The sequence below is a fragment of the Bradyrhizobium sp. 613_E4_N2_2 genome, from assembly GCF_052075995.1.
GTDB classification, from domain to species: Bacteria; Pseudomonadota; Alphaproteobacteria; order Rhizobiales; family Xanthobacteraceae; genus Bradyrhizobium; species Bradyrhizobium barranii.
Genome location: NZ_CP197234.1, coordinates 1037160 through 1058636 on the forward strand (window position 1 = coordinate 1037160; position 21477 = coordinate 1058636).

Annotated in this window: 27 protein-coding genes and 1 pseudogene; 21 read left to right on the plus strand and 7 right to left on the minus strand. The window is 62.5% G+C overall.

Translation table 11 applies throughout. The annotated features are described in order from the left end of the window. Positions 1-128: 128 nt before the first annotated feature. Positions 129-656: a YkgB family protein gene (locus AB7290_RS04830; protein WP_085403493.1), complete on the minus strand. Its 528-nt coding sequence runs from the start codon at positions 654-656 to the stop codon at positions 129-131. Between the two features lie 476 nt (positions 657-1132). Here AB7290_RS04830 and AB7290_RS04835 point away from each other — a divergent pair, with 476 nt between their 5' ends. The 6 genes from AB7290_RS04835 to AB7290_RS04860 all read left to right on the plus strand — a co-directional run bounded on the left by AB7290_RS04835 (position 1133) and on the right by AB7290_RS04860 (position 4837). Continuing rightward, a complete protein-coding gene (locus AB7290_RS04835; protein WP_063980875.1) occupies positions 1133-1498 on the plus strand; it encodes a response regulator transcription factor in 366 nt (121 codons plus the stop codon). Between the two features lie 212 nt (positions 1499-1710). Beyond that, positions 1711-2154, plus strand: coding sequence for a sigma-70 family RNA polymerase sigma factor (locus AB7290_RS04840; protein ID WP_223153778.1), 444 nt, complete (start codon positions 1711-1713; stop codon positions 2152-2154). 56 nt (positions 2155-2210) lie between these two features. Next, positions 2211-3191 carry an L-histidine N(alpha)-methyltransferase gene (egtD, locus tag AB7290_RS04845; protein ID WP_244623151.1) on the plus strand — a complete coding sequence of 327 codons (981 nt, stop codon included), beginning with the start codon at positions 2211-2213 and terminating at the stop codon, positions 3189-3191. A gap of 135 nt (positions 3192-3326) precedes the next feature. Next, complete coding sequence (locus tag AB7290_RS04850; protein ID WP_063980878.1) at positions 3327-3581, plus strand: hypothetical protein; 255 nt, start codon at positions 3327-3329, stop codon at positions 3579-3581. A gap of 37 nt (positions 3582-3618) precedes the next feature. Beyond that, positions 3619-4305: a sensor histidine kinase gene (locus tag AB7290_RS04855; protein ID WP_085403496.1), complete on the plus strand. Its 687-nt coding sequence runs from the start codon at positions 3619-3621 to the stop codon at positions 4303-4305. A 19-nt stretch (positions 4306-4324) separates the two neighbouring features. Continuing rightward, positions 4325-4837 (plus strand): YkgB family protein, encoded by a 513-nt coding sequence (locus AB7290_RS04860; protein WP_085403497.1) that lies wholly within the window; start codon positions 4325-4327, stop codon positions 4835-4837. 283 nt (positions 4838-5120) lie between these two features. On the opposite strand, the pseudogene AB7290_RS04865 reads toward AB7290_RS04860, so the two are convergent. Beyond that, positions 5121-5393 (minus strand): annotated as a pseudogene (locus AB7290_RS04865) (TMEM175 family protein); the annotation flags it as partial. After that, positions 5390-5587 carry a hypothetical protein gene (locus tag AB7290_RS04870; protein WP_135214668.1) on the minus strand — a complete coding sequence of 66 codons (198 nt, stop codon included), beginning with the start codon at positions 5585-5587 and terminating at the stop codon, positions 5390-5392. The pseudogene AB7290_RS04865 and the gene AB7290_RS04870, both read right to left, overlap by 4 nt. Before the next feature lie 168 nt (positions 5588-5755). On the opposite strand from AB7290_RS04870, the gene AB7290_RS04875 reads away from it, so the two are divergent. The 7 genes from AB7290_RS04875 to AB7290_RS04905 all read left to right on the plus strand — a co-directional run bounded on the left by AB7290_RS04875 (position 5756) and on the right by AB7290_RS04905 (position 12707). Further along, complete coding sequence (locus tag AB7290_RS04875) at positions 5756-7402, plus strand: ATP-binding protein (RefSeq protein WP_161495883.1); 1647 nt, start codon at positions 5756-5758, stop codon at positions 7400-7402. Between the two features lie 2 nt (positions 7403-7404). Then, complete coding sequence (locus AB7290_RS04880) at positions 7405-8019, plus strand: response regulator transcription factor (protein ID WP_085403500.1); 615 nt, start codon at positions 7405-7407, stop codon at positions 8017-8019. A 346-nt stretch (positions 8020-8365) separates the two neighbouring features. Beyond that, positions 8366-9298 carry a helix-turn-helix transcriptional regulator gene (locus AB7290_RS04885; protein ID WP_085403501.1) on the plus strand — a complete coding sequence of 311 codons (933 nt, stop codon included), beginning with the start codon at positions 8366-8368 and terminating at the stop codon, positions 9296-9298. Positions 9299-9484: 186 nt separating this feature from the next. Further along, complete coding sequence (locus AB7290_RS04890) at positions 9485-10354, plus strand: alpha/beta fold hydrolase (RefSeq protein ID WP_085403502.1); 870 nt, start codon at positions 9485-9487, stop codon at positions 10352-10354. A 41-nt stretch (positions 10355-10395) separates the two neighbouring features. After that, entirely contained in the window at positions 10396-11370 is a 975-nt protein-coding gene (locus AB7290_RS04895; protein ID WP_085403503.1) for a zinc-binding alcohol dehydrogenase family protein, read from the plus strand. Between the two features lie 32 nt (positions 11371-11402). Further along, positions 11403-12173 (plus strand): SDR family oxidoreductase, encoded by a 771-nt coding sequence (locus AB7290_RS04900; RefSeq protein WP_085403504.1) that lies wholly within the window; start codon positions 11403-11405, stop codon positions 12171-12173. A 123-nt stretch (positions 12174-12296) separates the two neighbouring features. Further along, positions 12297-12707, plus strand: a complete 411-nt coding sequence (locus AB7290_RS04905; RefSeq protein WP_085403505.1) for a DUF2000 family protein — start codon at positions 12297-12299, stop codon at positions 12705-12707. A gap of 29 nt (positions 12708-12736) precedes the next feature. Here AB7290_RS04905 and AB7290_RS04910 read toward each other — a convergent pair whose 3' ends face one another. The 4 genes from AB7290_RS04910 to AB7290_RS04925 are packed head-to-tail and all read right to left on the minus strand — an operon-like array spanning position 12737 to position 14633. After that, positions 12737-12949: a hypothetical protein gene (locus AB7290_RS04910; protein ID WP_085403506.1), complete on the minus strand. Its 213-nt coding sequence runs from the start codon at positions 12947-12949 to the stop codon at positions 12737-12739. 46 nt (positions 12950-12995) lie between these two features. Then, positions 12996-13262 (minus strand): DUF6510 family protein, encoded by a 267-nt coding sequence (locus AB7290_RS04915; RefSeq protein WP_224517587.1) that lies wholly within the window; start codon positions 13260-13262, stop codon positions 12996-12998. A 5-nt stretch (positions 13263-13267) separates the two neighbouring features. Then, on the minus strand, positions 13268-14029 hold the full coding sequence (locus tag AB7290_RS04920; protein ID WP_085403507.1) for a ferredoxin reductase: 762 nt from the start codon (positions 14027-14029) through the stop codon (positions 13268-13270). After that, positions 14016-14633: a sulfite oxidase-like oxidoreductase gene (locus AB7290_RS04925; RefSeq protein WP_085403508.1), complete on the minus strand. Its 618-nt coding sequence runs from the start codon at positions 14631-14633 to the stop codon at positions 14016-14018. Before AB7290_RS04925 ends, AB7290_RS04920 begins: the two co-directional genes overlap by 14 nt. Positions 14634-14855: 222 nt before the next feature. On the opposite strand from AB7290_RS04925, the gene AB7290_RS04930 reads away from it, so the two are divergent. The 8 genes from AB7290_RS04930 (at position 14856) to AB7290_RS04965 (ending at position 21465) form a co-directional block, all read left to right on the plus strand. Next, a complete protein-coding gene (locus AB7290_RS04930) occupies positions 14856-16394 on the plus strand; it encodes an amidase (RefSeq protein ID WP_085403575.1) in 1539 nt (512 codons plus the stop codon). 247 nt (positions 16395-16641) lie between these two features. Further along, positions 16642-17250 (plus strand): cytochrome P460 family protein, encoded by a 609-nt coding sequence (locus AB7290_RS04935; RefSeq protein ID WP_085403509.1) that lies wholly within the window; start codon positions 16642-16644, stop codon positions 17248-17250. A 24-nt stretch (positions 17251-17274) separates the two neighbouring features. Next, positions 17275-17856 (plus strand): cytochrome P460 family protein, encoded by a 582-nt coding sequence (locus AB7290_RS04940; RefSeq protein ID WP_085403510.1) that lies wholly within the window; start codon positions 17275-17277, stop codon positions 17854-17856. A 62-nt stretch (positions 17857-17918) separates the two neighbouring features. Continuing rightward, positions 17919-19193, plus strand: coding sequence for a lactonase family protein (locus tag AB7290_RS04945; protein ID WP_085403511.1), 1275 nt, complete (start codon positions 17919-17921; stop codon positions 19191-19193). A 231-nt stretch (positions 19194-19424) separates the two neighbouring features. Next, a complete protein-coding gene (locus tag AB7290_RS04950; protein ID WP_085403512.1) occupies positions 19425-20216 on the plus strand; it encodes an urease accessory protein UreD in 792 nt (263 codons plus the stop codon). Between the two features lie 26 nt (positions 20217-20242). Further along, positions 20243-20545, plus strand: a complete 303-nt coding sequence (locus tag AB7290_RS04955) for an urease subunit gamma (protein WP_028148889.1) — start codon at positions 20243-20245, stop codon at positions 20543-20545. 6 nt (positions 20546-20551) lie between these two features. After that, a complete protein-coding gene (locus AB7290_RS04960; RefSeq protein WP_085403513.1) occupies positions 20552-21130 on the plus strand; it encodes a HupE/UreJ family protein in 579 nt (192 codons plus the stop codon). Continuing rightward, positions 21127-21465: an urease subunit beta gene (locus AB7290_RS04965; protein WP_085403514.1), complete on the plus strand. Its 339-nt coding sequence runs from the start codon at positions 21127-21129 to the stop codon at positions 21463-21465. Before AB7290_RS04960 ends, AB7290_RS04965 begins: the two co-directional genes overlap by 4 nt. The last annotated feature ends 12 nt before the right edge of the window (positions 21466-21477 follow it).

The window sequence follows — 21477 nt, forward strand, 5'->3', positions numbered from 1 at the left end:
TCTTCGAAAGGCCGTTCAGCGTGGACAGCGTCAAGGTCTATGAGCCGTCGCCCCAAACCTACGTTCACGTGGAGAATAAACTTGGCGTCCGTCCCTCGCAGCTCTGCATGATCGCCTGCCAACCGGCGCTATTGCATCGCTTCCTGTCGAACAATCCCGTTCTGAGCCGGCGACACGTCGGCTGCTGCCCGGAGGAGGTCACGCTTGAGCAGATAGATGGAAGCCGCAAGCAGTACCACATCCTTCATGAGGAAGAGGAACGGCAACGTGGCCGCAGGAAATCCGCCAGCCGGCGCGGCCCAGGCGTCGGGAAAGAACGGAATGATCGTCACGGTGGCGACATAGGTCGCGCATGAACCCAGCGATCCCAGGATCGCCAGTCTTCTGCTCCAGAAGCCGAGCAGAAGAAGCAATCCAAACAGCAATTCCGCTGAACCCAGGAAGTAGGCCGCGCCGCGCACGCCAAACACCGGATACAGCCAGAAGATCAGCGGACCATTGCTGATGAACGGAATCAACGCGTGCGCTTCGTAGTCGAACCATTTCTGGCAGCTGAAGACGAAGAACACGATGATCATCGCCACACGCGTGGCATGGTAGTCAAAATCGCCTCTGACCAGATCGAGCTCGGACAGTTTCTTTATGAGATGGTCCATCGGATGTCGTCTCATCCTCGAGGTCGCGGATTGGCGCCAAGGGCGGCGTCGACGTCTGTCGTGATCTGAACGGTAGCCAAGCTTCGAAGAACGCGCTGTGCGCGGATTATCGTGCTTTTTTCAAACTTGCGCTGTTCGGCCGCAGGCGGTCGGGATCGGCGTGGCCTGACATCGCGTCGCCCTCGGTGGCTCGCTCTTGGCGCCGCAAACCCATACCAAAGTATGGGTCTGTGCATCACAATCGCGAGATTGCCGGAGGCGCCCACCGAACGCATGCTCGAGGCCGACATGCGCAACCGATCCTGGCGCAGCTACTGGATTTTCCTCAGTTGGGGAGACCGAACATGTGCCTCTCGCGAACAAGCATCGAACGTCACGACAGCAACCGCCTGGTCAACTGGAGAGCGGCTTGCGCTTCAATCGCCCGTGTTGCGATCGCGTTTCGATGATGATCGCGTCTTGCGAGGGTAAGTCAGGTGAAGGTCCCTTACGTAGGTGTCGTCGATGACGACGAGGCCCTGTGCCTGTCTTTGGTGGATCTGATGCGATCGATCGGCTACCGCTCCGAGCCGTTTGACAGGGCCGAAGCGCTGCTGAGCTACGCCGGCCGGTTCAGCTTCGACTGCATCATTGCCGACGTTCACATGCCTGGAATGGGTGGGCTCAACCTCGTTCGCGAGCTCCAGCAGCAGAAGGTCGGAGCGCCGGTGATTCTCATTACCGCGCTTCCTCACAAGCAGCTGGACGCCGAAGCGGCCTCGATCGGCGCATTCTGCCTTCTCAGAAAGCCGTTCGAAACGAGCGCGCTGCTTGAGTGTCTCGACAGGAGCCTTCGAAGATGAAAGCGCTCTCGGATGACGACATCTCGTCCTCTATGGCGACGCAATCGTCCGGCGGCGACGAGCCCGGGCGTGCACGACCCCGGGGGGAGACGGATTCGCCGCGACATGATCGCCGAAAGGCGGCCCGTTGGGAGAGATGGAACGATTGTTCGGAGCGATGGGGCCGGCTCTTGCTTGCGGCGCGAGCAGGGGATGGAGACGCATATGAGCGATTGCTGCGGGAGCTGGATCTGTGGCTTCGGGCCTACTACGCGCGCCGGCTTCCCTATCCCGCCGCCGACGATGCGAGGCAGGAGGTGCTCCTGGCCATTCACGCGAAACGCCACACGTTTGCGGCCTCGAAGCCCTTCGGCGCCTGGGTCACGGCGATTGCCCGCTATAAATGGGTCGATCGTGTGCGCGATGCGTCTCGCTACAGCGCGCTCGCGCTCGACGAAGACATCGCAATCGAGGATCACGAAGGTGCCGCGATCAGCGCTGCCGCGCTGGACCAGCTGCTTGGGCGGTTGAAGCCTGCGCAAGAGAGCGTGATCCGCCTCGTGAAGCTCAATGGTCTGAGCATCGCGCGAGCGGCCGGTGCGACCGGACAGTCGGCGGCCCTGGTTAAGATCAATATCCATCGCGGCCTGAAGAAATTGTCCACATTGGTCTCCTGACGTCATTGCGGCCGCGGGCCGGGCCGACCGAGACGTCGTGCGAAGGAAAGCCGAAATTGCTTCAACTCCAGAACGAAATGCGATCTACGGTGGCCGACCTGACGGCGGCGTTCCGCTATGACATCATGGAAGGGCTGAGCCTCGCGCCAAAGGCAATTCCGGCGAGATGGCTTTATGACCGCCGCGGATCGGCTCTGTTTGAAGCCATCACGCTGCTGCCCGAATACTACCCGACACGAACCGAGCGATCGATCCTTGCGTCCGCAGCATCGGAAATCGCCGCGCTCGCGGGGCCGGGCCGCGCAGTCATAGAATTCGGCTCAGGCTCGTCGGCAAAGACGCGACTGTTGCTGGCAGAGACGGAGCCTTCCGCCTATGTGCCGATCGACATCTCGGGCGAATTCCTCCGGGAGGTTGCGGTAGGCTTGTCGCATGCATTCCCGGGACTGCCGATCTATCCAACCGAGGCCGATTTCACCTATCCCTTTGCGCTGCCGGACGAGATTGCCTCGACTGCGCGCCTTGGCTTCTTTCCGGGGTCGACGATCGGAAACCTCACTGTGCCTGCGGCGGTCGACCTGTTGCGGGCGATGGCGGTGACCCTGGGGGCCGGATCGATGCTGCTGATCGGCATCGACCGTATCAAGGATCAGGATGTTCTCCTGCCAGCATATGACGACGCGCAAGGGCTGACGGCCGCATTCAATCTCAACCTCTTGCACCGGATCAACCGCGAGCTGGGCGGCTCGATTCCCCTGGGCGCGTTTCGCCACTTGGCGCGCTGGAATGATGCGGAGGCGCGTATCGAGATGCATCTGGAAGCCACGCGCGACGTCCGCTTCGAGGTCGACGGTCGCGTCTTCTCGTTGTCGAAGGGCGAGACCATCCACACGGAGAACAGCCTCAAATACGGGCGGAGGGATGCCTTCGTCCTGCTGCAGGCCGGCGGATGGCATCCCGTCGCCGATTGGAGTGACGACAGCGGGCTCTTCTCGGTCATTCTCGCGGAGCAAAGGCCCGCGCCGGCGGCACCCTAGGATGAATCGGGGGCGCAAACGGAATCATTTCCAACAATATCGCCTCAATCGGCGCAATCCACGAACAGCGAGGCTCGTACACATGCTGCATAATGTGCGCGTCATCATGGCAATCAACTGCGTTGAGGCGCGACCATGCAACTCCGTTCATCCCTCATCCTGAGCTTCGCCGCCATTCCTCTAACCGCCCTGGCAGATCCGCTCCCGGCGCCGTCGCCGAAAGCGCCGAGCCCGGCCGAGACCGTCCAGGTGCAGCCGCGCGGCAATGAATTCATGCCGAATTCAGTCGCCGAGGATGCGTTGCAGAAGCGCATTACCGACTTCAACCGGAAACTGGAAGGTCTGGACGCAGATCTCGACAAGAAGCTGAAAATCTGCCGCGGGTGTTGATCGAAATCCGGTTCAGCAAACAGCGATAGGTCCGCACATGAGGCACACTGTCACCGGTTCGTTCCACGACGGCGGAAGCGGGTGCGCGCACTATGAGCGGATCGCCCCGATCCGGGATGACGGGCTTGAGCTTGTCGTCAGGGAACTGCAGCATCGCATGCGCAATATCCTGAGCATCGTTCTGTGCTTCGTGAACAACACCGATGCGAATACGACCGCCGATTTTCGCGAGGCGCTCTCGGCACGGATCGCGACCCTGTCCGACGCCTACAGGATGATTGAATCCGCGGGAGATCAGCGCGTGTCCCTCGCGGCGATGCTGGAGCGAACGCTCAAGCCGCACGCGATGTTTCACAGAGGCCGCATTCTGCTCGCGGGGCCGGACCTCACGCTGGAGCCGCACATCGCCTTGGCGCTGCACGTCATCATTCACGAGCTGGCTACCAACGCGAGCAAGTACGGCGCGCTGACATCGACGGCAGGAGCCGTCGAAGTGATCTGGGAAAGCCCGCCCTATCTCGGCGGACAAGGTCTTGCGATCCAGTGGCGCGAGCGCGGCGGACCGATTGTGACCAAGCCCGAACGCAGAGGCTTTGGCACGCAATTGATCGCAAGGGCCCTGCCGGGCGCGCAGGTCGATCTCGACTTCGCGCCCGGCGGTCTTGTCTGCCGGCTTCTGATCGATCTCGGTCAGACGCTGACCACGCAAGGGCCTGTCAGTTAGGATCAGGAGGATCGACACCATGAGTACATTGGCGAGTGCCCCGCGCAAATCATTCGCAAGCAGGCTGCCGATATCGGGGCTGCTTGCGGGTGACCTAGATTACCACATCGTCCGGGCGTCGATGGTGATCCTGTTCTTCTTCTTCGGCTACCAGAAATGGTGGGCGTACGAGGCGGACCGCCTGGACCCCTTCATCAGCAACGGTCCGCTGATCTGGTGGCTCTATCCCGCTTTCGGCCATCAAGGTGCCAGTTGGTTCCTCGGCGTCGCCGAATGGACCGTTGGTGCTTTGATATTCGCGGGCTTCTGGAGCAAGCGCCTCGGCATTCTGGGCGCCCTTGGATCGACCGGCACCTTCATCGCAACAGTCACGATCATTCCGTTTATGCCGGACGGTTGGGATGCTGCTGCAGGCGGCTTTCCGGCGATGACGGGCAACGTTCCGTTCCTGATGAAGGATGTCGTGCTGCTTGCGGTATCGTTGTATCTGCTGAAGCAGGATGCGGCCCGTGTCCTGCGACCTGAGGCTTGAGATACACGGCAAGGCAGATGCAGATCATGGCCAGCGCGAGAATGGGATAGTGCAACGAGACGGCCGCCGCGGCGAGGAAGCCGAACAGGGTGGTCAAGGATCGCATCCGCATCATCATGCGCGCCTTGTCCGGGATCGCCTCGATCGCCGGCCGGTCGACGGCTTCCCAGCACAGCAGCAGATAGGTCGCGTTCACCAGGGCGAATACGCCGGCATAGACGGTGACGGGCAGGGGCGCCAGCTTTGAGCTCGCGATCCAGGCTGTCGAGAACGGCAGAAGCGATACTGAAAACAGATGAGCGAAGTTTCCCCAGATCAATCGGGGCGTCGCCGCGCTGGCATAGTGCAGAAGATGGTGATGGTTCACCCAGACGATGGCGATGAAGAGATAGCTGACTGCGTAGCCGATGACGGTCGGCCAGAGTTCGAACAGAGCATCGAGGCTCGGAGCGTGCGGCGGGCGCAGGTCCAGGGCGAGAATTGTAATAACGACTGCAAAAACCGCGTCCGAGAGGGCATTCAGGCGTTCTGTCTTCGGAGAGTCCGCGGTCATCATTCCTGTTTCCTTGCCGATGCAGGCCTGCGCGGCAGTGTCTCGGCGCCCCGATTAAGGCTGAGCGGCAAGCGAGTCATGCCGACGGCCAGCGGGGCGCAATGCCGCTGCTCCGCACTTTCGTAGACATTCGGAGCAAACGTCGCATCGGTTACACCTGCTTCGAAAAAATCGGGCGAATGCGCAACGACGTGCATGGCGCGGGCTCGTGAACCGCGGCTCTCGCGACCAAACTTGGCAACGTTCGCAAGTCCCGTTACATGTTGCGGCGTACTGACGCGCTCTCGTCCCACCCCTCGATACGCAAGCGGCGGGGTGATGCGTCGAGACGTCTGGAAATGATTTTCACGACGAGACATCTCGGTATGAGGCTTGATAACGAGACGCACGAACTCGATCTGGTCGCAAAGGCGTTTCAGATTATCTCGAGAGAAATCAGCTATCAGGGATTGGCCAAGGCTCTCCTCATGGAGGCGCTGAGCTACTCCGGGGCCAGTCGGGGGGCGATCCTGCTCAGCGGGCAACGAGAGCTGCTTGCCAAGGCCGATGCGAGCTTCCCGCGCGAGAGGGCGAACTTCCTTGCCTCCTTCCCGCCGCACGCCGAATTCCGCCTGCCGAGCGACCTTGCCGAACAGGTGCTCGATCGAAAGCAAACGGTCGTGAGGCAAGCCGGCGCGGAGAGCTCGGCACTGATCGATCCCGCAAACCCGCCGTCTGGAAAGATAGCGCAGCTGTGCCTGCCGTTGATTCACCAGCACTGGGCGATCGGCGTTCTCTATCTCGAAGCGGATGGAGATGCGGAGATCTTCACGCCGCGATGCGTCTGGGTGACATCCATGCTGGCCAATCAGGCCGCCGTCTCATTCGAATCCGTCCGCCTGTTCGAGGCGCTGCGCGAGACCAATATGTGGATGGTCAGAGGTCAGCAGATCGGCGGGATGGGCAGCTATCGCTGGAACACGCGGACCCTGCTCTCCCGCGGATCGCGCGAATGTTACCGCATCCTGGATATCGACCTGGACGTAAACCCCGTGCCCTTCGAGGTGTTCAGGAGCCGGGTCCACCCCGAGGATTATCCCGCGCTGGAGCAGGACCTCACCGAGGCGATCAGCACAAAGTCGCCATTCACCCACGAGTACCGGGTGGTTCACCGGGACGGCAAGACGTTGCATGTCGTGGCCGTCGGGCAATTCGATGAGGGGCCCACGGGAGACCTCGAGCTGGAAGGCATCATCACGGATGTGTCGCAACGGAAGGCGGCGGAGCAGGCTCTCGCCGACGCGCGAAACGAGCTTGCGCGGGCGACGGGTCTGACGTCCCTTGGCGAGCTCGCCGGCTCGATCATTCACGAGATCGATCAGCCGCTGACGGGCATGATCATGAGCGCGGAAGCTTGCCTCCGATGGCTCGCCCGGGATCCCGTTCAAGCCGGGGAGGCCCGGAAATCGGTCGCGCGCATCATCAGGCAGGCGCGTCGAGCTGCGGAGGTTGTGACCGGGGTCCGCTCTCTGGTGCGGGGCACGCAGGTCCATTTTGCCGAGTTCGATATCAACGATGCGGTTGCGGAGGTTCTGCTTCTGTCGAACAGGGAAATCGAGCGGGCCGGGGTCATCGTCCGTACCGACTTCGATCGATCATCGCCGCGTGTCGAAGCAGACCGTGTTCAGGTCCAGCAGGTCGCGCTCAATCTCGTGCGCAATGCGATCGAGGCCATGGCCGGGGTCGAGGACGGGAACCGCATTTTGGCCCTCTCTTCGGGGGTCGCCGATGGTATGATTTCCGTGGCAATCGCGGATACGGGGGGCGGCATCAGCCCGGCTGATAGAGAGCGGGTCTTCGAGACGCTCTATACGACGAAGGGAGCGGGACTCGGTCTGGGACTGTCGATCTGCCGCAAGATAGTGAAACTCCACGGAGGACAGCTATGGGTGGAAGAAAACGGGAGGTGCGGAGCGAAGTTCACCTTCGCTCTCCCGCTTCGCCAGGCGGTTCAGACGTCGGAAAGCCGGTAGACATGCCTCCCTCCGGCGTTGTTCATATCGTCGACGATGACCGCGCGGTTCGCGAGTCCCTTGGCGACCTGCTCGAGTCCCTGCACTACAAGGTCGCCCTGTACGGATCTGCTTCGGACTTCCTGAAGGTTGAACTGTCTGACGCCCCTGCGTGTCTGGTGCTCGATGTCAGATTGCCCGGCACGAGTGGCTTGGAGCTGCAGGAGTACCTGACGAAAATCAATGTCGGAATCCCGGTGATCCTGATGACCGCCTTTGGCGACATTCCCATGTCGGTAAGAGGCATGAAGCTGGGGGCGGTCGATTTTCTCACCAAGCCGATACGGGATCAGGATCTTCTCGATGCGATCACGGCCGCGATCCGAAAGGACATCGATCGGCGCGACGACAGCGCGCACCTGGCGCAGTTGCAGGAGAAGTTTGCACTGCTGACCACGCGCGAGCGGCAAGTGATGACGCTGGTGGCATCCGGTCTGATGAACAAGCAGGTCGCCAGCGAGCTCTCGATCAGCGAAGCGACAGTCAAGATGCATCGTGGCAGCGTGATGCGGAAGCTCGGGGCAAGAACCGCGGCAATGCTCGTGCGAATGGCCGAAGCGCTCCAACTCCAGGGCTGAAGCTTCGCCTCCGGGACTGGCATCTCGTGCTGAATCATCTCGGCGCCGTCCCTGCACGCGACCCATACCTAAGTATGGGCCGGAACAGCACAAGCGTGAGATTGTCCGCCAGCGCGATGAAAAGCATGTTGCCCCTGTGCGGTGCTGCCAGCCGGCGTTGGCAGCGCGCCTTGACCGGAGAGGTAACGCCACGTGCAGCTTGCGGCTTCAACGCCCGTATCCAGGCGATCAGGGCATCTCCTCCGTGCAGAAATTCGTTGACGATTGGACGCGGCCATCCGGAGCACAGAACAGGGCGACGACGATGGGGATGTACGTATCAAATTCGAGTGAGACCACGCCACGGATGGCGGTCTCCGCTTCGCCAATCCGGCCGGTGGACGAGACACTGTCTTCCAGGCCGTCCGACGCGGCGCTTCATCCGACGGTCAGCATAACGCCTTCCGAGCCGGTGAAGCGCCTTGGGATCGGCTGGCGCTGGTGGTTTTCGGAGAGCGTTCACCTCCCGGTCGGAAACAGGATTGAATTTCGCTTTCAGGGATCGAGACATCTCCTGGCGTTGTACAACGAGGGAGCGCGGAAAAGCGGTGAGACCTCAATCGATGGCCTCTGCTCGTCGAAGCTGCGAGGCTCCGAGCACAGGCTGACCTTTGTCCCGGCGGGACGCGCTTATCGGGAATGGCATGAGACTGCCTCGTCGGCGCAGGTGACCTTCCTCTACTTCGATCCCGCCGCGTTTCACAAGTCCGACGACGGCGCGGCCGGGCTCGCGCCAAGAATATACTTCGAGGATCCGCTGGTCTGGGAGACCGCCTCCAAATTGAAGAAGGCGATCGAGAGCGCAGAGACGAATTGCGCGCCTTACCTCGAGGCGCTCTGCGGCGTGCTCGCCCACGAGCTTTCCAGGTCTGATCACGATGTTGTTCGCGAACCGGCAGCGGTCAGTCGTGGAGGTCTCGCGGGTTGGCAGAAGCGTGTCGTGGTCGAGTACGTCGAGGGGCATCTGGGAGAACAGGTCTGCCTCCTCACGCTCGCCGAGCTCGTCAGGCTCAGCGTTCACCACTTCTGCCGCGCTTTCAAGAAGTCGTTCGGAATCCCGGCCTACCAGTATCAGGTGCAGCGACGCATGGAGTTCGCCAAGCTGCGGCTGGCGGATCGCGCGGTATCGATTACGGACATCGCACTCAGCCTGGGCTATGCGCAAACGAGCTCCTTCAGCTCCGCCTTTCGCAAAGCGACGGGTTGGACTCCTACGGACTATCGCAGGGAGTTCGAATGAATAGATCCGAGGGGCGATAGATCGGGCAGAGGAGGCGACAGGCCGTCTCGTACGGGCAGAAATCCCCGGGGAGTCTGTAACCGGATCGTCCCGAGTCACGAATGTCCAGGTGAGACCGCCTCGGATCGGCCGCCATCGGATCATCGATTTCACCGGGCGCAACAGGTGTCGAGGGAGGGACCACAAATGACGAGCATTCGATACCGCAAGGCGGACGTGGACGGACTGAACGTATTTTACCGGGAGGCTGGTCGGGCTGACGCGCCCGCCTTGCTGCTGCTGCACGGATTTCCGACCGCTGGCCACATGTTCCGCGATTTGATCCCGGCGCTCTCGGATCGCTTCCGACTGGTGGCGCCGGATTTGCCCGGGTTCGGCCAGTCCGACATGCCGGCCCCCGAGAGCTTTGCCTATACGTTCGCCGCGTTGGCGCAGGTGATCGAACGATTTACGGAAGTCATCGGACTCGCCCGTTTCTCGCTCTACGTCTTCGACTATGGCGCGCCGACGGGCTTTCGGATGGCCCTTCGACATCCCGAACGCATCGTTTCCATCATCTCGCAGAATGGCAATGCCTATGAGGAGGGATTGAGCGAAGGCTGGAGCCCGATCCGGGCTTACTGGCAAGATGCATCGCAAGTGAATCGGGCGGCGCTGCGATCATTCCTTTCGCCGGAGACGACGGTCTGGCAATACACCCACGGGGTGCCTGACGTCTCCCTGGTCTCCCCTGACGGATACACGCTGGACAACCATTATCTCGAGCGCCCAGGCGCGGACGAGGTCCAGCTCGATCTCTTCGGCGACTACAGGACCAACGTCGCCTTGTATTCGGAATTCCAGGCCTACTTCCGCAAGCACAAGCCGCCCTTCCTGGCGGTCTGGGGCAAGAACGATCCCTTTTTCCTGCCGGCGGGCGCGACGGCGTTTCAGCGCGACATGCCGGGCGCCGAAGTGCGCTTCTTCGACACAGGGCACTTTGCGCTCGAGACTCACGCGCGGGAGATCGCAGCGGCGATCGGTGAGTTTCTTGGCCAGCTGAATTCGAATAGGTAACGGTCGCTTCCCTCGCCGCGAGAAACGTCAGGAGAGCCATCATGCGCGCTATCGTCCTTGAAAAATTCGGCGGCCTGGACAGCCTCGTCTATCGGGACGTTCCGGAGCCGGAGCCGCAGCCCGGTCATGCCGTCATCGAAGTCAAGGGATTCGGCATCAATCATGCGGAAATGCACATGCGCCGGGGTGAATGGGCCGAAGCGGCGCCGATCAGCGGTATCGAATGCGTCGGTCTCGTGAAGTCGTGCCCGGGCGGCGAATTTCCGGTGGGCGCAAAGGTGGCCGCATTGATGGGCGGTCTCGGCCGGACCATCAACGGCAGCTACGCCGAATACACGCGTGCGCCGGTCTCGAATGTCGCATCGATCGATGCGGATTTGCCATGGGCCGAGCTCGCAGCGATCCCCGAAACCTTCGCGACGGCATGGACCTGTCTCTTTCGAAATCTCGATCTCGCGAAAGGTCAGCTTCTCGTCATCCGCGGAGCGACGTCCTCGTTCGGTCAGGCGGCACTCAAGCTCGCGGTCAATGCCGGCGCGCGGGTCATCGCGACGACGCGCAGCCGGGAGCGCTTTGCGATGCTGGAGAAGCTCGGAGCCGCGCGGTGCGAAATTGAACGGCGCGATCTCTCAAAGCATCTGCCCGAGGCGAAGCAGGTCGACGCAGTCCTGGACCTCGTCGGCAACAGCGTCGTGCTCGACTCCCTCGCCATGCTTCGCCGCGGCGGCCGCTCCTGTCTCGCCGGCTGGCTCGGCGGGCTTGATCCGATTCCGGATTTCAACCCGCTGCTGCAGATGCCGAGCGGCGTCTACCTGACCTTCTTCGGTAGCTTCGTGTTCGGCACGCCCGGGTTCCCGCTCTCCGACGTGCCGCTGAGGGAAATCGCCGCCGACGCCGCAGCCGGCCGGCTGGACGTCAAGCCGGCGCGGGTCTTTCGCTTCGACGAGATTCGCGAGGCGCATCGCGTCATGGAGGCGAACGAGGCGGTCGGAAAGATGGTCGTCGTTCGCGACTGATATTTACAAGCTTGGTATTGGGGAGGGTTGATATGTCGAAATCAGTCGCGATCGTGACGGGGGCGAGCCAGGGAATCGGCCGGGCGACCGCGGTGCGCCTGGCGCGCGATTTCCCGGCGCTTGCCCTGGTCGCACGAAACCGCGCCAATCTCGAGGACACCGCAAAGGCGGTCAGGGCCGCCGGCGCCGGGGTGCTGGTGATCGACGCCGATCTGGCCGAACCTCGTGCCGCTCAATCTGTCGTCGACCAGACCTTGGCGGCGTTCGGCCGGATCGATGCCCTGCTCAATATCGCAGGCGCGGTACCTCAGGTCGATCTGTTCGAGACGACGGAGGCACAGTGGGACGCCGGACTGGCGTTGAAGCTGCATGGCGCCCGGCGGCTCACGATCGCCGCCTGGCCGTCGCTCATGGCCGCAAAGGGGGCGGTGGTCTTGATGTCGGGAAACTCGGCCTCTTTCCCCAAGGCGCCCTATGCCGCGGTCGGCACCATCAACGCTGCAATCGTCGCCTTGGCAAAGGCGTTCTCCGACAAGGGAATCAGTGATGGCGTCCAGGTCAACAGCGTCCTGCCGGGGCCGGTGATGACGGGCCGCCGCCGCTCCTACCTCGAGCACTGGGCGCCCCTGCACAACATGACCGTCGAGGAAGCCACGGCGAAGTTTCCCAAGGACGCCGGGATCGCGCGTTACGGCGAGCCGGAAGAGATCGCCGAGTTGATGGCGTTCCTCGTATCGCCCGGCGCGCGCTGGATGACCGGCTCGGCATTGCGGATGGACGGCGGCGAGGTGAAATCGATATAATCGGTTTGCACCCGAAGGGCGTCCGCGGAAGTGGCCCACTTGCAAAAGCGTTCGATGCGCGCAAGCATGGAGTAAGGGCTCTTTCGCTCTTCGCGAGCGCTGAGGAATAGCGATAAATCCGTCATGCAATTTGACACCAAGATCGCGGTCGTGGTCCGCACCGACCTTGAGCCGTGGCAGAAGCTGAACGTGGCCTCTTTCCTCGCCGGCGGGATCGCGGCGGCTTTTCCGGCCTGCATCGGCGACCCCTACGAAGACGGCTCCGGGACGAAATATCTGCCGCTGATCGGCCAGCCCATCCTGATCTATGGCGCCGACCGCGCGGCGCTGTCACGCGCGCTCGATCGCGCACTGTCTCGCGGGGTGACGCCGGGGCTCTATACCGAGGACATGTTCACGACCACTCACGATGCCGCCAACCGCGAAGTCGTGAAGGCCGTTTCCCGCACAGACCTGAATCTGGTTGGGATTTCCATGCGCGCCGAGCGCAAGGTGATCGACAAGATCGTCGACGGGTTGAAATTTCACGGCTGACGCTTCCCGATCTGCCCCGGCCGTCCTTTTCAGTCTTCGCCGGATCTGGCTCTGAGGAGCTCGTCGCGGCGCCTGATCAGAATCTCGAGCCGTGCGGCCTGATCGTCAATTCGCTGGCCGACAAGCTCTTCGCTCATCGCGGCGAGATGTGAGGCGGACTGTTCAATCAGCTCGCGAAGCTTCGCCGCCGTGGCGGCAATCTGGCGCTCGATTTCAGCGAGGTGGATGTCTTCACCGTGCATGGCGGGTCTTTGATTTCGGGGCTTGGCGGGCGATCGGGCGCGGCATTCAGAAGTACAGGTGCCGGGCACCGTGCATTTCAAGGACACATCCCCTCTGAGTGCGCGTCGCCTTCATCAGATCGCTTCCGCAATCGGCGCATTTGACGAGCGCCTCCAGCGGCCCGCCGTCGACGGCGAGAGAGCCAAGGCAGGACACGGTGTTGCATGCCGCGCACCGGATCTTCGTCAGGGTGATGTCAAAGGCAAAGGCTTCTTGAAGCAAGTGTGTGCCGGGGTCACCGCCAAGAATGAGGTCGGCGATGTTGTCTGCCATGGCGATCATGCTCCTGTTGGCCCGAAACGCTCGGTTCTTATGGCGAGAGGGTCGAAGCCGAGCTTCACGAGCATGCTCGAGATGCCCTCGACAAACCCGGTGGGACCGCAAATGAAGAACGTGGGATTCTGCTCGCGCGTAAAGCTGTTCTCTGCGAGCAGCGCCTCGTTGACCCGTCCCCGATGTCCGTTCCAGTCGCTCGGATGCTCGCGGGTGAGCGCATAGACCAGGCGGAGGTCGCGATCGCCGCGAGCCATCGTATCGAGTTCATCCCGATACACGACGTCGGCAAGGCTGCGTGCCGAATAGATCAATGATGCCGGTATGCGTGCGAGCGACCTCCTGCGGTGGCGCAACATGGCCATCAAAGGCGTAATCCCGGTACCGCCCGCGACCAGGCAAATCGGTCCACCGCGCGTTTGGCTCCAGATGAAATGCCGCCCAATGGGTCCCCGAAATTCGAGAGCGTCGCCAACCTGCAATTCGTCGAGGAGATAGGACGACACCTCACCGTCCTCGACCCGTTCGACGGTGAGAGTGAGCCGCTTTTCTTCCGGGGGCGATGCGATCGAGTAGCTTCGTTCGGCCTGATAGCCGTCATCGGCGGTGAGACGGATGTCGACGTGCTGGCCGGGCCAGTGCCCGGACCAGTTGGCCGGCTGCAGGATGATGCTCTTCACCCGGCTTGTTTCAGCCACGATGGCCTGCACGCGACCGGTCTGCCACGCGATCCTGGGCTGCTGCAGAGGCGCATCAATCGCCGTCATAACGTTGCTCCCGCCAGGGATCGCCATAATTGTGATAACCACGCGATTCCCAGAACCCGGGCTCGTCCTTGGGCATGAAGCGGAGCCTTCGCAGCCACTTTGCGCTCTTCCAGAAGTAGAGATGCGGCACCAGGAGTCGCGCGGGGCCGCCGTGCGCCGGGGCGAGCGGCAGGCCCTCATAGCGGGTCGCGATCATCGCCTTTCCCGCGACCAGGTCGGTCACCGGAAGGTTCGTCGTGTATCCGCCGTCGCAATGCGCCATGACATAGGCGTTCGGCGGCTCGCTCACCCCGACCACCTTCAGAAGATCGTCGAAGCTGACGCCCTGCCAGACCGTGCCGAGCTTCGTCCATTTGGTGACGCAGTGAATGTCGACCGTGATCGTGGTCTGGGGCAGTGCCTCGAATTCGTCCCAGGTCCATTTCCCCAGCAACGATCCGCCGAGTTGAAGCGAAATCTTCCAGTCAGCGACACGGATATCCGGCGTGGGTCCGGCGGACAGCACCGGGAAGTCGGTCGTCAGATACTGACCCGGTGGCAGCCGGGCGGCTTCGGGTGTCTGTCGCCTGGATTTGAAGCCGCGAGAAACGGGAGGTCGGTCCATGGAAGCGTGCCCTTGTGCGGTGACGCGCAGGATGTGCCAACGCGCGTCGGCGTAACCTGCAGCCCACGTCAGCGCACATGAACCCTGAGCGATGCCTTGTCGATGGCCGTCGCGGCGAATGCATCAAGATTGCGAAAGACGAAGCAATCACGGCTGCGCAGGCAAGAACTGTTTCAATGTCAAATGCGGCTTCGTCCTGAAGTGGTTCAGAAGGAGGAGACGATGTCGAGCGTGAGCCAGCCCTTGCATTCCGACGAACTCGCTTACCTCACCGCGCACGAACTGGCAGCTCGCATCCGGCGACGTGATCTGTCGCCGGTTGACGTGGTCGATGCGTTCATCCGGCGCATCGAAGCGCGCAACCCGAGCCTGAATGCGCTAGTCTATCTCGATTTCGACGGCGCCCGCGCGAGGGCAAAAGAGGCCGAGCGCGCATTGGTTGCCGGCGAGTCGTGGGGACCGCTGCACGGCATCCCGTCGGCGCTCAAGGATCTGTTCGACTTCAAGCCGGGCTGGCCTGCAAGCCTGGGCGGCATCCGCGCGCTCAAGCATCACGTCGTGAACGGTTACTGCGTGTTCTGCGAGCGCATGGAGAAGCGTGGCGGCGCCGTGTTCCTCGGCAAGACCAACAGCCCCCTCATGGGATTCCGAGGCACCTGCGACAACTACCTCTTTGGTCCCACGCGCAACCCGTTCAATCTTGCCAAGAACACGGGTGGCTCATCCGGAGGAAGCGCCGCGGCGGTCGCCGATGGACTGCTACCTATTGCAGAAGGTACGGACGCCGGCGGCTCGATACGGATCCCCTCCGCCTGGTGTGGAGTCTATGGCTACAAGGCGTCGTTCGGACGCGTGCCGTTCCTCGTGCGTCCCAACGCGTTCGGCGTGGCCGACTCTCCGTTCCTGTTCGAAGGGCCCATCACGCGGACGGTCGAAGATGCCGCAATCGCGTTGAACGTACTTGCCGGCCCTGATCCGCGAGATCCCTTCAGCCTGATCGAGCCGCCCGTCGACTTCACCGCGGCGACCCGTCGTTCGATCCGTGGCCTCAAGATTGCCTATAGTCCGGATCTGGACGTCTTTCCGGTCGACGGAAAAGTCGCGGCGACGGTCCGCCGCGCGGTACAGGCGTTCGAGGAAGCCGGTGCTCACGTCGAGGAGGTGAAGCTCGGCATCGTTCGCTCGCAACGGGAGCTGAGCGACGTCTGGTCGCGTCTCTACATGCTTCTGAACCTGCAGGCGATCGAGAACATGAAGCGCGACGGAATCGATCTGTTCGGCAAGCATCGCGACGACTTTCCGCCTGAATACATGGATTGGGTCGAGAAGACCAATCGCATGTCGGGGCTCGATTTCTTCCGCGACCAGGCCGTCCGGTCGGAGGTCTACGATGCCTTCCAGAACGTCCTTGAAAGATTCGATCTGTTGGTCACGCCGACCGTCGCGTGCCCGCCGGTCGACAACGCCAGCGACGGCAACACGGCTGGGCCGAAGTCGATCAATGGTGTCGAGATAGATCCTCTGATCGGATGGGCCCTGACCTACTTCGTCAACTTTACGGGCCATCCGGCAGCCTCGATTCCGGCGGGTCTGTCCGACGGGCTTCCGGTCGGGATGCAGATCATAGGTCGGCGAAACGCCGACTTCGACGTGCTGGCGGCGAGCGCGGCTTTCGAGCGGCTTCGTCCCTGGCAGGACAACTACCGGATCTGCCGCGAGCGCCCCCTGAGAACAGCCCCGCTTTCAGACCTCACCCGCTGACCTTGCACCCTCTCGGTCGCTTCCATGGCCGTCCGCGCCGCGATCGCGGCGCCGATTGGGGTCGCGCGTCCTGCTTCCGCAGCGTCAACCTCTTCACCGATCGCAGGTTCGGCACGGAATGCATCAAGATGGCCAAAGCGGAAGCAATCCCCAGCGCGCAGGATCTTCCGCGACTGGCTAAGTCATCTCTCGACAGGTCAATCGTGCCGGCGCCTCGCGCGTTCGGCCGCAGTCGCGGGAGAAGACAATGCGCGTGAGAGTCCAGGCAGCAGCGGCGGTCATCGTAGGCAGTGCGGTCGCAACGATTCTGTTCTTCGGATCGCTTAGGGATAGCAATGCCCAGAGCAATACGCGCTATCTGCCGGAATACACCGCGGACGGGCAGTTGCTCCTGCCGAAGAATTTCCACGAGTGGGTCTATGTCGGCTCGCCGCTGACGCCAAATGCCCTCAACGGCGGACAGGCGAACTTCCCGGAATTCCACAACGTCTATATCGAGCCGGGCTCGTACGCGATCTACAAGAAGACCGGCGAATTCCCCGAGGGGACGATCCTGTTCAAGGAGCTGCAGCTGACGTTGCCGCAGGAGAATGCCGACGGCTCGCGAACGGAAGCGTCGGGACGTGGCTACTTCCCGGGCAAGTGGAACGGCGCCGACGTGACCGTCAAGGACTCGAAGCGCTTCGCCGACACCAACGGGTGGGGCTATTTCAACTTCAATCACCACGAACCGAAGGCGCCGACGGCCAAGGTGAAGTCGAAGGACGAGTGCGCCTACTGCCATATCGCCAACGCCAAGAAGGATGAGGTCTGGACCCAGTTCTATCCGCTGCTGGACGACAAGGACGCGCGGTGACCGCGTGATCGGCGGAAGATCGGCATGAAAATCCTCAAAGCCGCCTGTGTCGCCGTCGTCGTGATCCTTGGGGTCGCGGCCGTGGTCAGGCAATCACAGCTGCCGGCGAATGCGGCGGATGGCGTTTCGGCCGGTGCGAGTGTCGCCGACCGCGACAGGCATCTGCACGTGCCCGATGACTATCGTACGACCTATCAGATCCTCGGAAGCTGGGCGATCGCGGCAGACGACACTCACGGCTCGAAGGAGCTTCACGTCGTGTACGCCTCGCCGGGAGTGATCGACGCCTATCGGAAGGACAGGCGCTTCCCGGACGGTGCGGTGCTGGTCAAGGAGGTGTTCAAGGCGGCAACCTCGGAAATGACGACCGGCACCGTCAGCCGCGCCGATGCTTTGAAGGGATGGTTCGTCATGGTGAAGGACACGTCGAACCGTCACCCGGAGAGCGCGCTGTGGGGCGACGGCTGGGGATGGTCGTGGTTCGACGCGGGCGATCGTTCAAAAACGACGACGACGAATTACAAGGCGCAATGCCAGGCGTGCCATGTGCCCGTGCGGACGTCCGACTGGGTTTACATCGATGGATACCCTCCGTTGAAGCCATAGCGATGGTGCAGGTCACCGAAAGTCATTCGATTTACCAAAGCCAATCATCAAAGGAGCGAGAGATGGCTAAAGAAGCGACGGCGAGCGAGATGGGAATGTCGAAGGGGCAGACTGGCCATCTCTATATCCAGACCAATGAGATCGACAACGCCATTATCCACTACACGCGGCAGGCGGACGGCAAGCTGGCCGAGGTCGCGCGTATCAAGACGGGCGGCGCCGGCTCCGGTGAATTCAAGCCGATCAGCGGCCAGGACAGCGCGCCCAACTCTTACGAGGGTGCAGGAAGCGTCATCATTACATCCGATCGGCGCTTTTTGTTTGCGACCAATGGCGGAGACAATTCCGTTTCGAGCTTCCGCCTGGAGAGCGACGGTCGTCTCACGCTGCTCGACGTGAAGTCGACCGGCAACCCGGTCGAGGGCAGGAGCGGCACGGCCAAATCGCTGGCTTTCGCTCCGTCGACGCGCACCCTCTTCGTGCTGCACGCGTTCGGACCGGATCACCTTCGGCTGATGTCGGTCGATGCCGAAGGCATGCTCAAGACGCGGCCCGAGCGATACACGGTGAACACGTACAGCAAGCGGAATCGTGTCTCCACCATGGTCGTGGTCTCGCCCAACGAGGAGCTTGTGCTTGTCGGCACCACTTTCGATGAGCCGATCGCGCTCACCGGCTTGTATCCCGACGGCTCGCCGATTCTCTGGGTCCAGCGCGCCGGCGGTGCGTTGCACTCGATTGCGTCGAATGCACCGGATCCGGACGGCCTTGCCGTGTTCGCCCTGCAAAAGGACGGCTCGCTCGGCACGGCCAGGTTCTACGATGCGAAGGGCGGTTCTCCGTTCTACATCGCGTTCCTGAATCAGCGTCCGAATACGTTCGTGATCGGCTATGCCGTCGGCGACGGATGCTCCATTTGCACCATCGAGAAGGACGGCTCGATCAAGATCGGCCAGCTCGTCAAGATCGACACCAGCGCGGGCCTGCCGTCCGAGCTGTGCTGGCTGGCCATCGCGCCCGATGATCGCACGATTTACGCAACGAACTTCGGCTACAGCAACATCAGTAGCTACCGCATCAACGGTAGCGGCCTGGAGATTGCGTGCGATCCGGCGTGTCCGAAGGTGCCCGGCGACGGCACCGCGAGGGGATTGAACGGAACCGTGACGAGCGGTCCCAGCGATAGCTGGATCTCGCCGGACGGCGCCTATCTCTATCAGATCTACGGCAACGCCTCGAAGCTGGTCAGCTACAGCACCCAGCCGGACGGTTCGCTGAAGGAGATCGGCAGCGTCAAGATCCCGTACAATGGCTCCCAGGGTCTTGCGGGTTTCTGATCCCGGTTTCGCGACATGAGGTCCGGGCGTGGTCGGCATTGCCGTTCCACGCCCGGCCTCTCCCTCGCCGATATGCGAGACACACACGGTCAATCATGAGCCCCGAGACGGATGTTTGAAGCAATTCATGAGCGCTCTCGCGGGACATCCGCGGCTCATCCCGGCCATCCGGGAGAAGGGCAGGGCGCCACGGAAAAATTCGATCTGCAGCGCGCTGTCGGGGAAGCTCGCGTGGTGTTCTCCGGCGCCGCAAACGGCACGGAGATCATCGACGTCTATCAGAAGTTTCCGATGGCCGTTGCCTTCCCGAATGTCGACGATCGCCGGCGCAAGGAGGCGGTCCTCATTAATACCTCGGGCGGTGTCGCGGGTGGCGACGAGATCAGGATCGAGGTGGTCGCTCAAGGCAACGCGTCGGTCGCGGTGACCACGCAGGCCGCGGAGAAGGTCTATCGCGCGCTGGATCGGCCCGCCCGAATCCGGACGCGGTTAAGGGCTGAGGGAAATGCCCGGCTTGCGTGGCTTCCGCAAGAGACCATCGTCTTCAACCAGGCGCGCATCGCGCGGCACACCGAGATCGATGTGTGCTCGGGCACCGAATTGATTGCCCTCGAATGGCTGGTTCTTGGCCGCATCGAGAGCGGCGAGGAGGTTCTTGCCGGACATATCCTGGACAGTTGGCGCGTCAGGGTCGACGGCCGTCTGGTGTGGGCAGATGGCTTCCTCGCCTCCGACCAGGCGCTCCTGCAGCTTCGGAAGACGGCGCTGCTCTCGAACTGGAAGGCTATTGCGACGATGATCTATTTCGGTCCGGGCCTTGAGGCCCGGCTCGAGAGATTGCGCGAGATCGGTGCTTCGCTGGAATGCGCGTGCGGCGTCACGATCGTGGGCGCGATCATCGTCGTCCGGGTCGCCGCGATTGCAAGCGTGGATCTCAGGCGAGGTCTGCGCCGCTTCCTCGATCAACTCGACCATGAGCTCGGATCCGGTCCCTTCGGAGTGCCGAAGATGTGGTCCTGTTAGCAGCGCGGCCAAGTGGGAGGAGCATCTTGAATCTGACGCCACGGGAACGAGACAAGCTGATGATAGCCCTCGCCGCGATCGTTGCGCGCGGCCGGCTCGCGCGCGGCGTCAAGCTGAATTATCCCGAAAGCATCGCATTGATTTCGGATGCCATCATGGAAGGCGCCCGCGACGGACGATCGGTCGCGGATCTCATGTCCGAAGGCGGCCGGCTGCTGCGCCGCGACCAGGTCATGGAGGGCATCCCGGAAATGATCCGCGAGATCCAGGTGGAGGCGACGTTTCCGGACGGGACCAAGCTTGTCCCGGTGCACAACCCGATCCGATAGGAGCTGATGATGCGTATCATCCCGATTTGCGTCGCCGCGTTGAGCCTGCTTGCGGCGCCGGCCTTCGCTCATCCCATTCCGGGCGCGGGCAGTTCGTTCGACGCCGGTCTCGTCCATCCGTTCAGCGGCGCGGATCATCTGATTGCGATCACCTTGGTGGGAACGTGGAGCGCGCTTGTGGGCGGATCCGCGAGAGCCGTGTGGCCGCTGACCTTTCTGATCGCGATGCTGGGCGGCTTCGCCGCCGCAAGCGCGGGACTTCAGATGGGCTTTGTGGAGGCGGCGATCAGCCTCTCGGTGGTGGCGCTGGGAGCGTTCGTTGCGTTCGAATTCAGGATACCCGTCATGCTCGGCGCGGCGGCCGTCGGCCTGTTTGCGTTCTTCCATGGTCACGCCCACGGAACTGACGCCGCTGCGATGCTTGTTCCCTACGTGATCGGCTTCACGACGGCGACCGCCGCTCTTCTCCTGACCGGCATGGTCATCGGGTTCTCAGGAGGAAACGCGGCCAGAAGAAGTTTGCTTCGCGCGGCGGGCGTATGCGCCGGGCTTGTCGGGCTGCTGCTGCTTGGAGGCGTGGCATGATTCCCGGGGAGGTCATTCCGGCTGACGGCGACATCGTCCTGAACGGGGACCGGACCGGACCATCGATTGCCGTAGCCAACACCGGCGATCGGCCGGTCCAGGTGGGCAGCCATTATCATTTCGCCGAAGTGAACGCCGCACTCGCGTTCGATCGATCCGCTGCCCGTGGGTGTCGCCTCGATATCCCGGCCGGGACGGCCGTGCGGTTCGAGCCGGGCCAGTCGCGCGAGGTCTCATTGATCCCGTTTGCCGGAGCGCGGCGCATCTACGGCTTCAGCGGCGGCGTGATGGGACCTCTGGAATCGGCGACCGGTGCGTCCGGCGCCAACGAATAAGGTGAGGAAGAC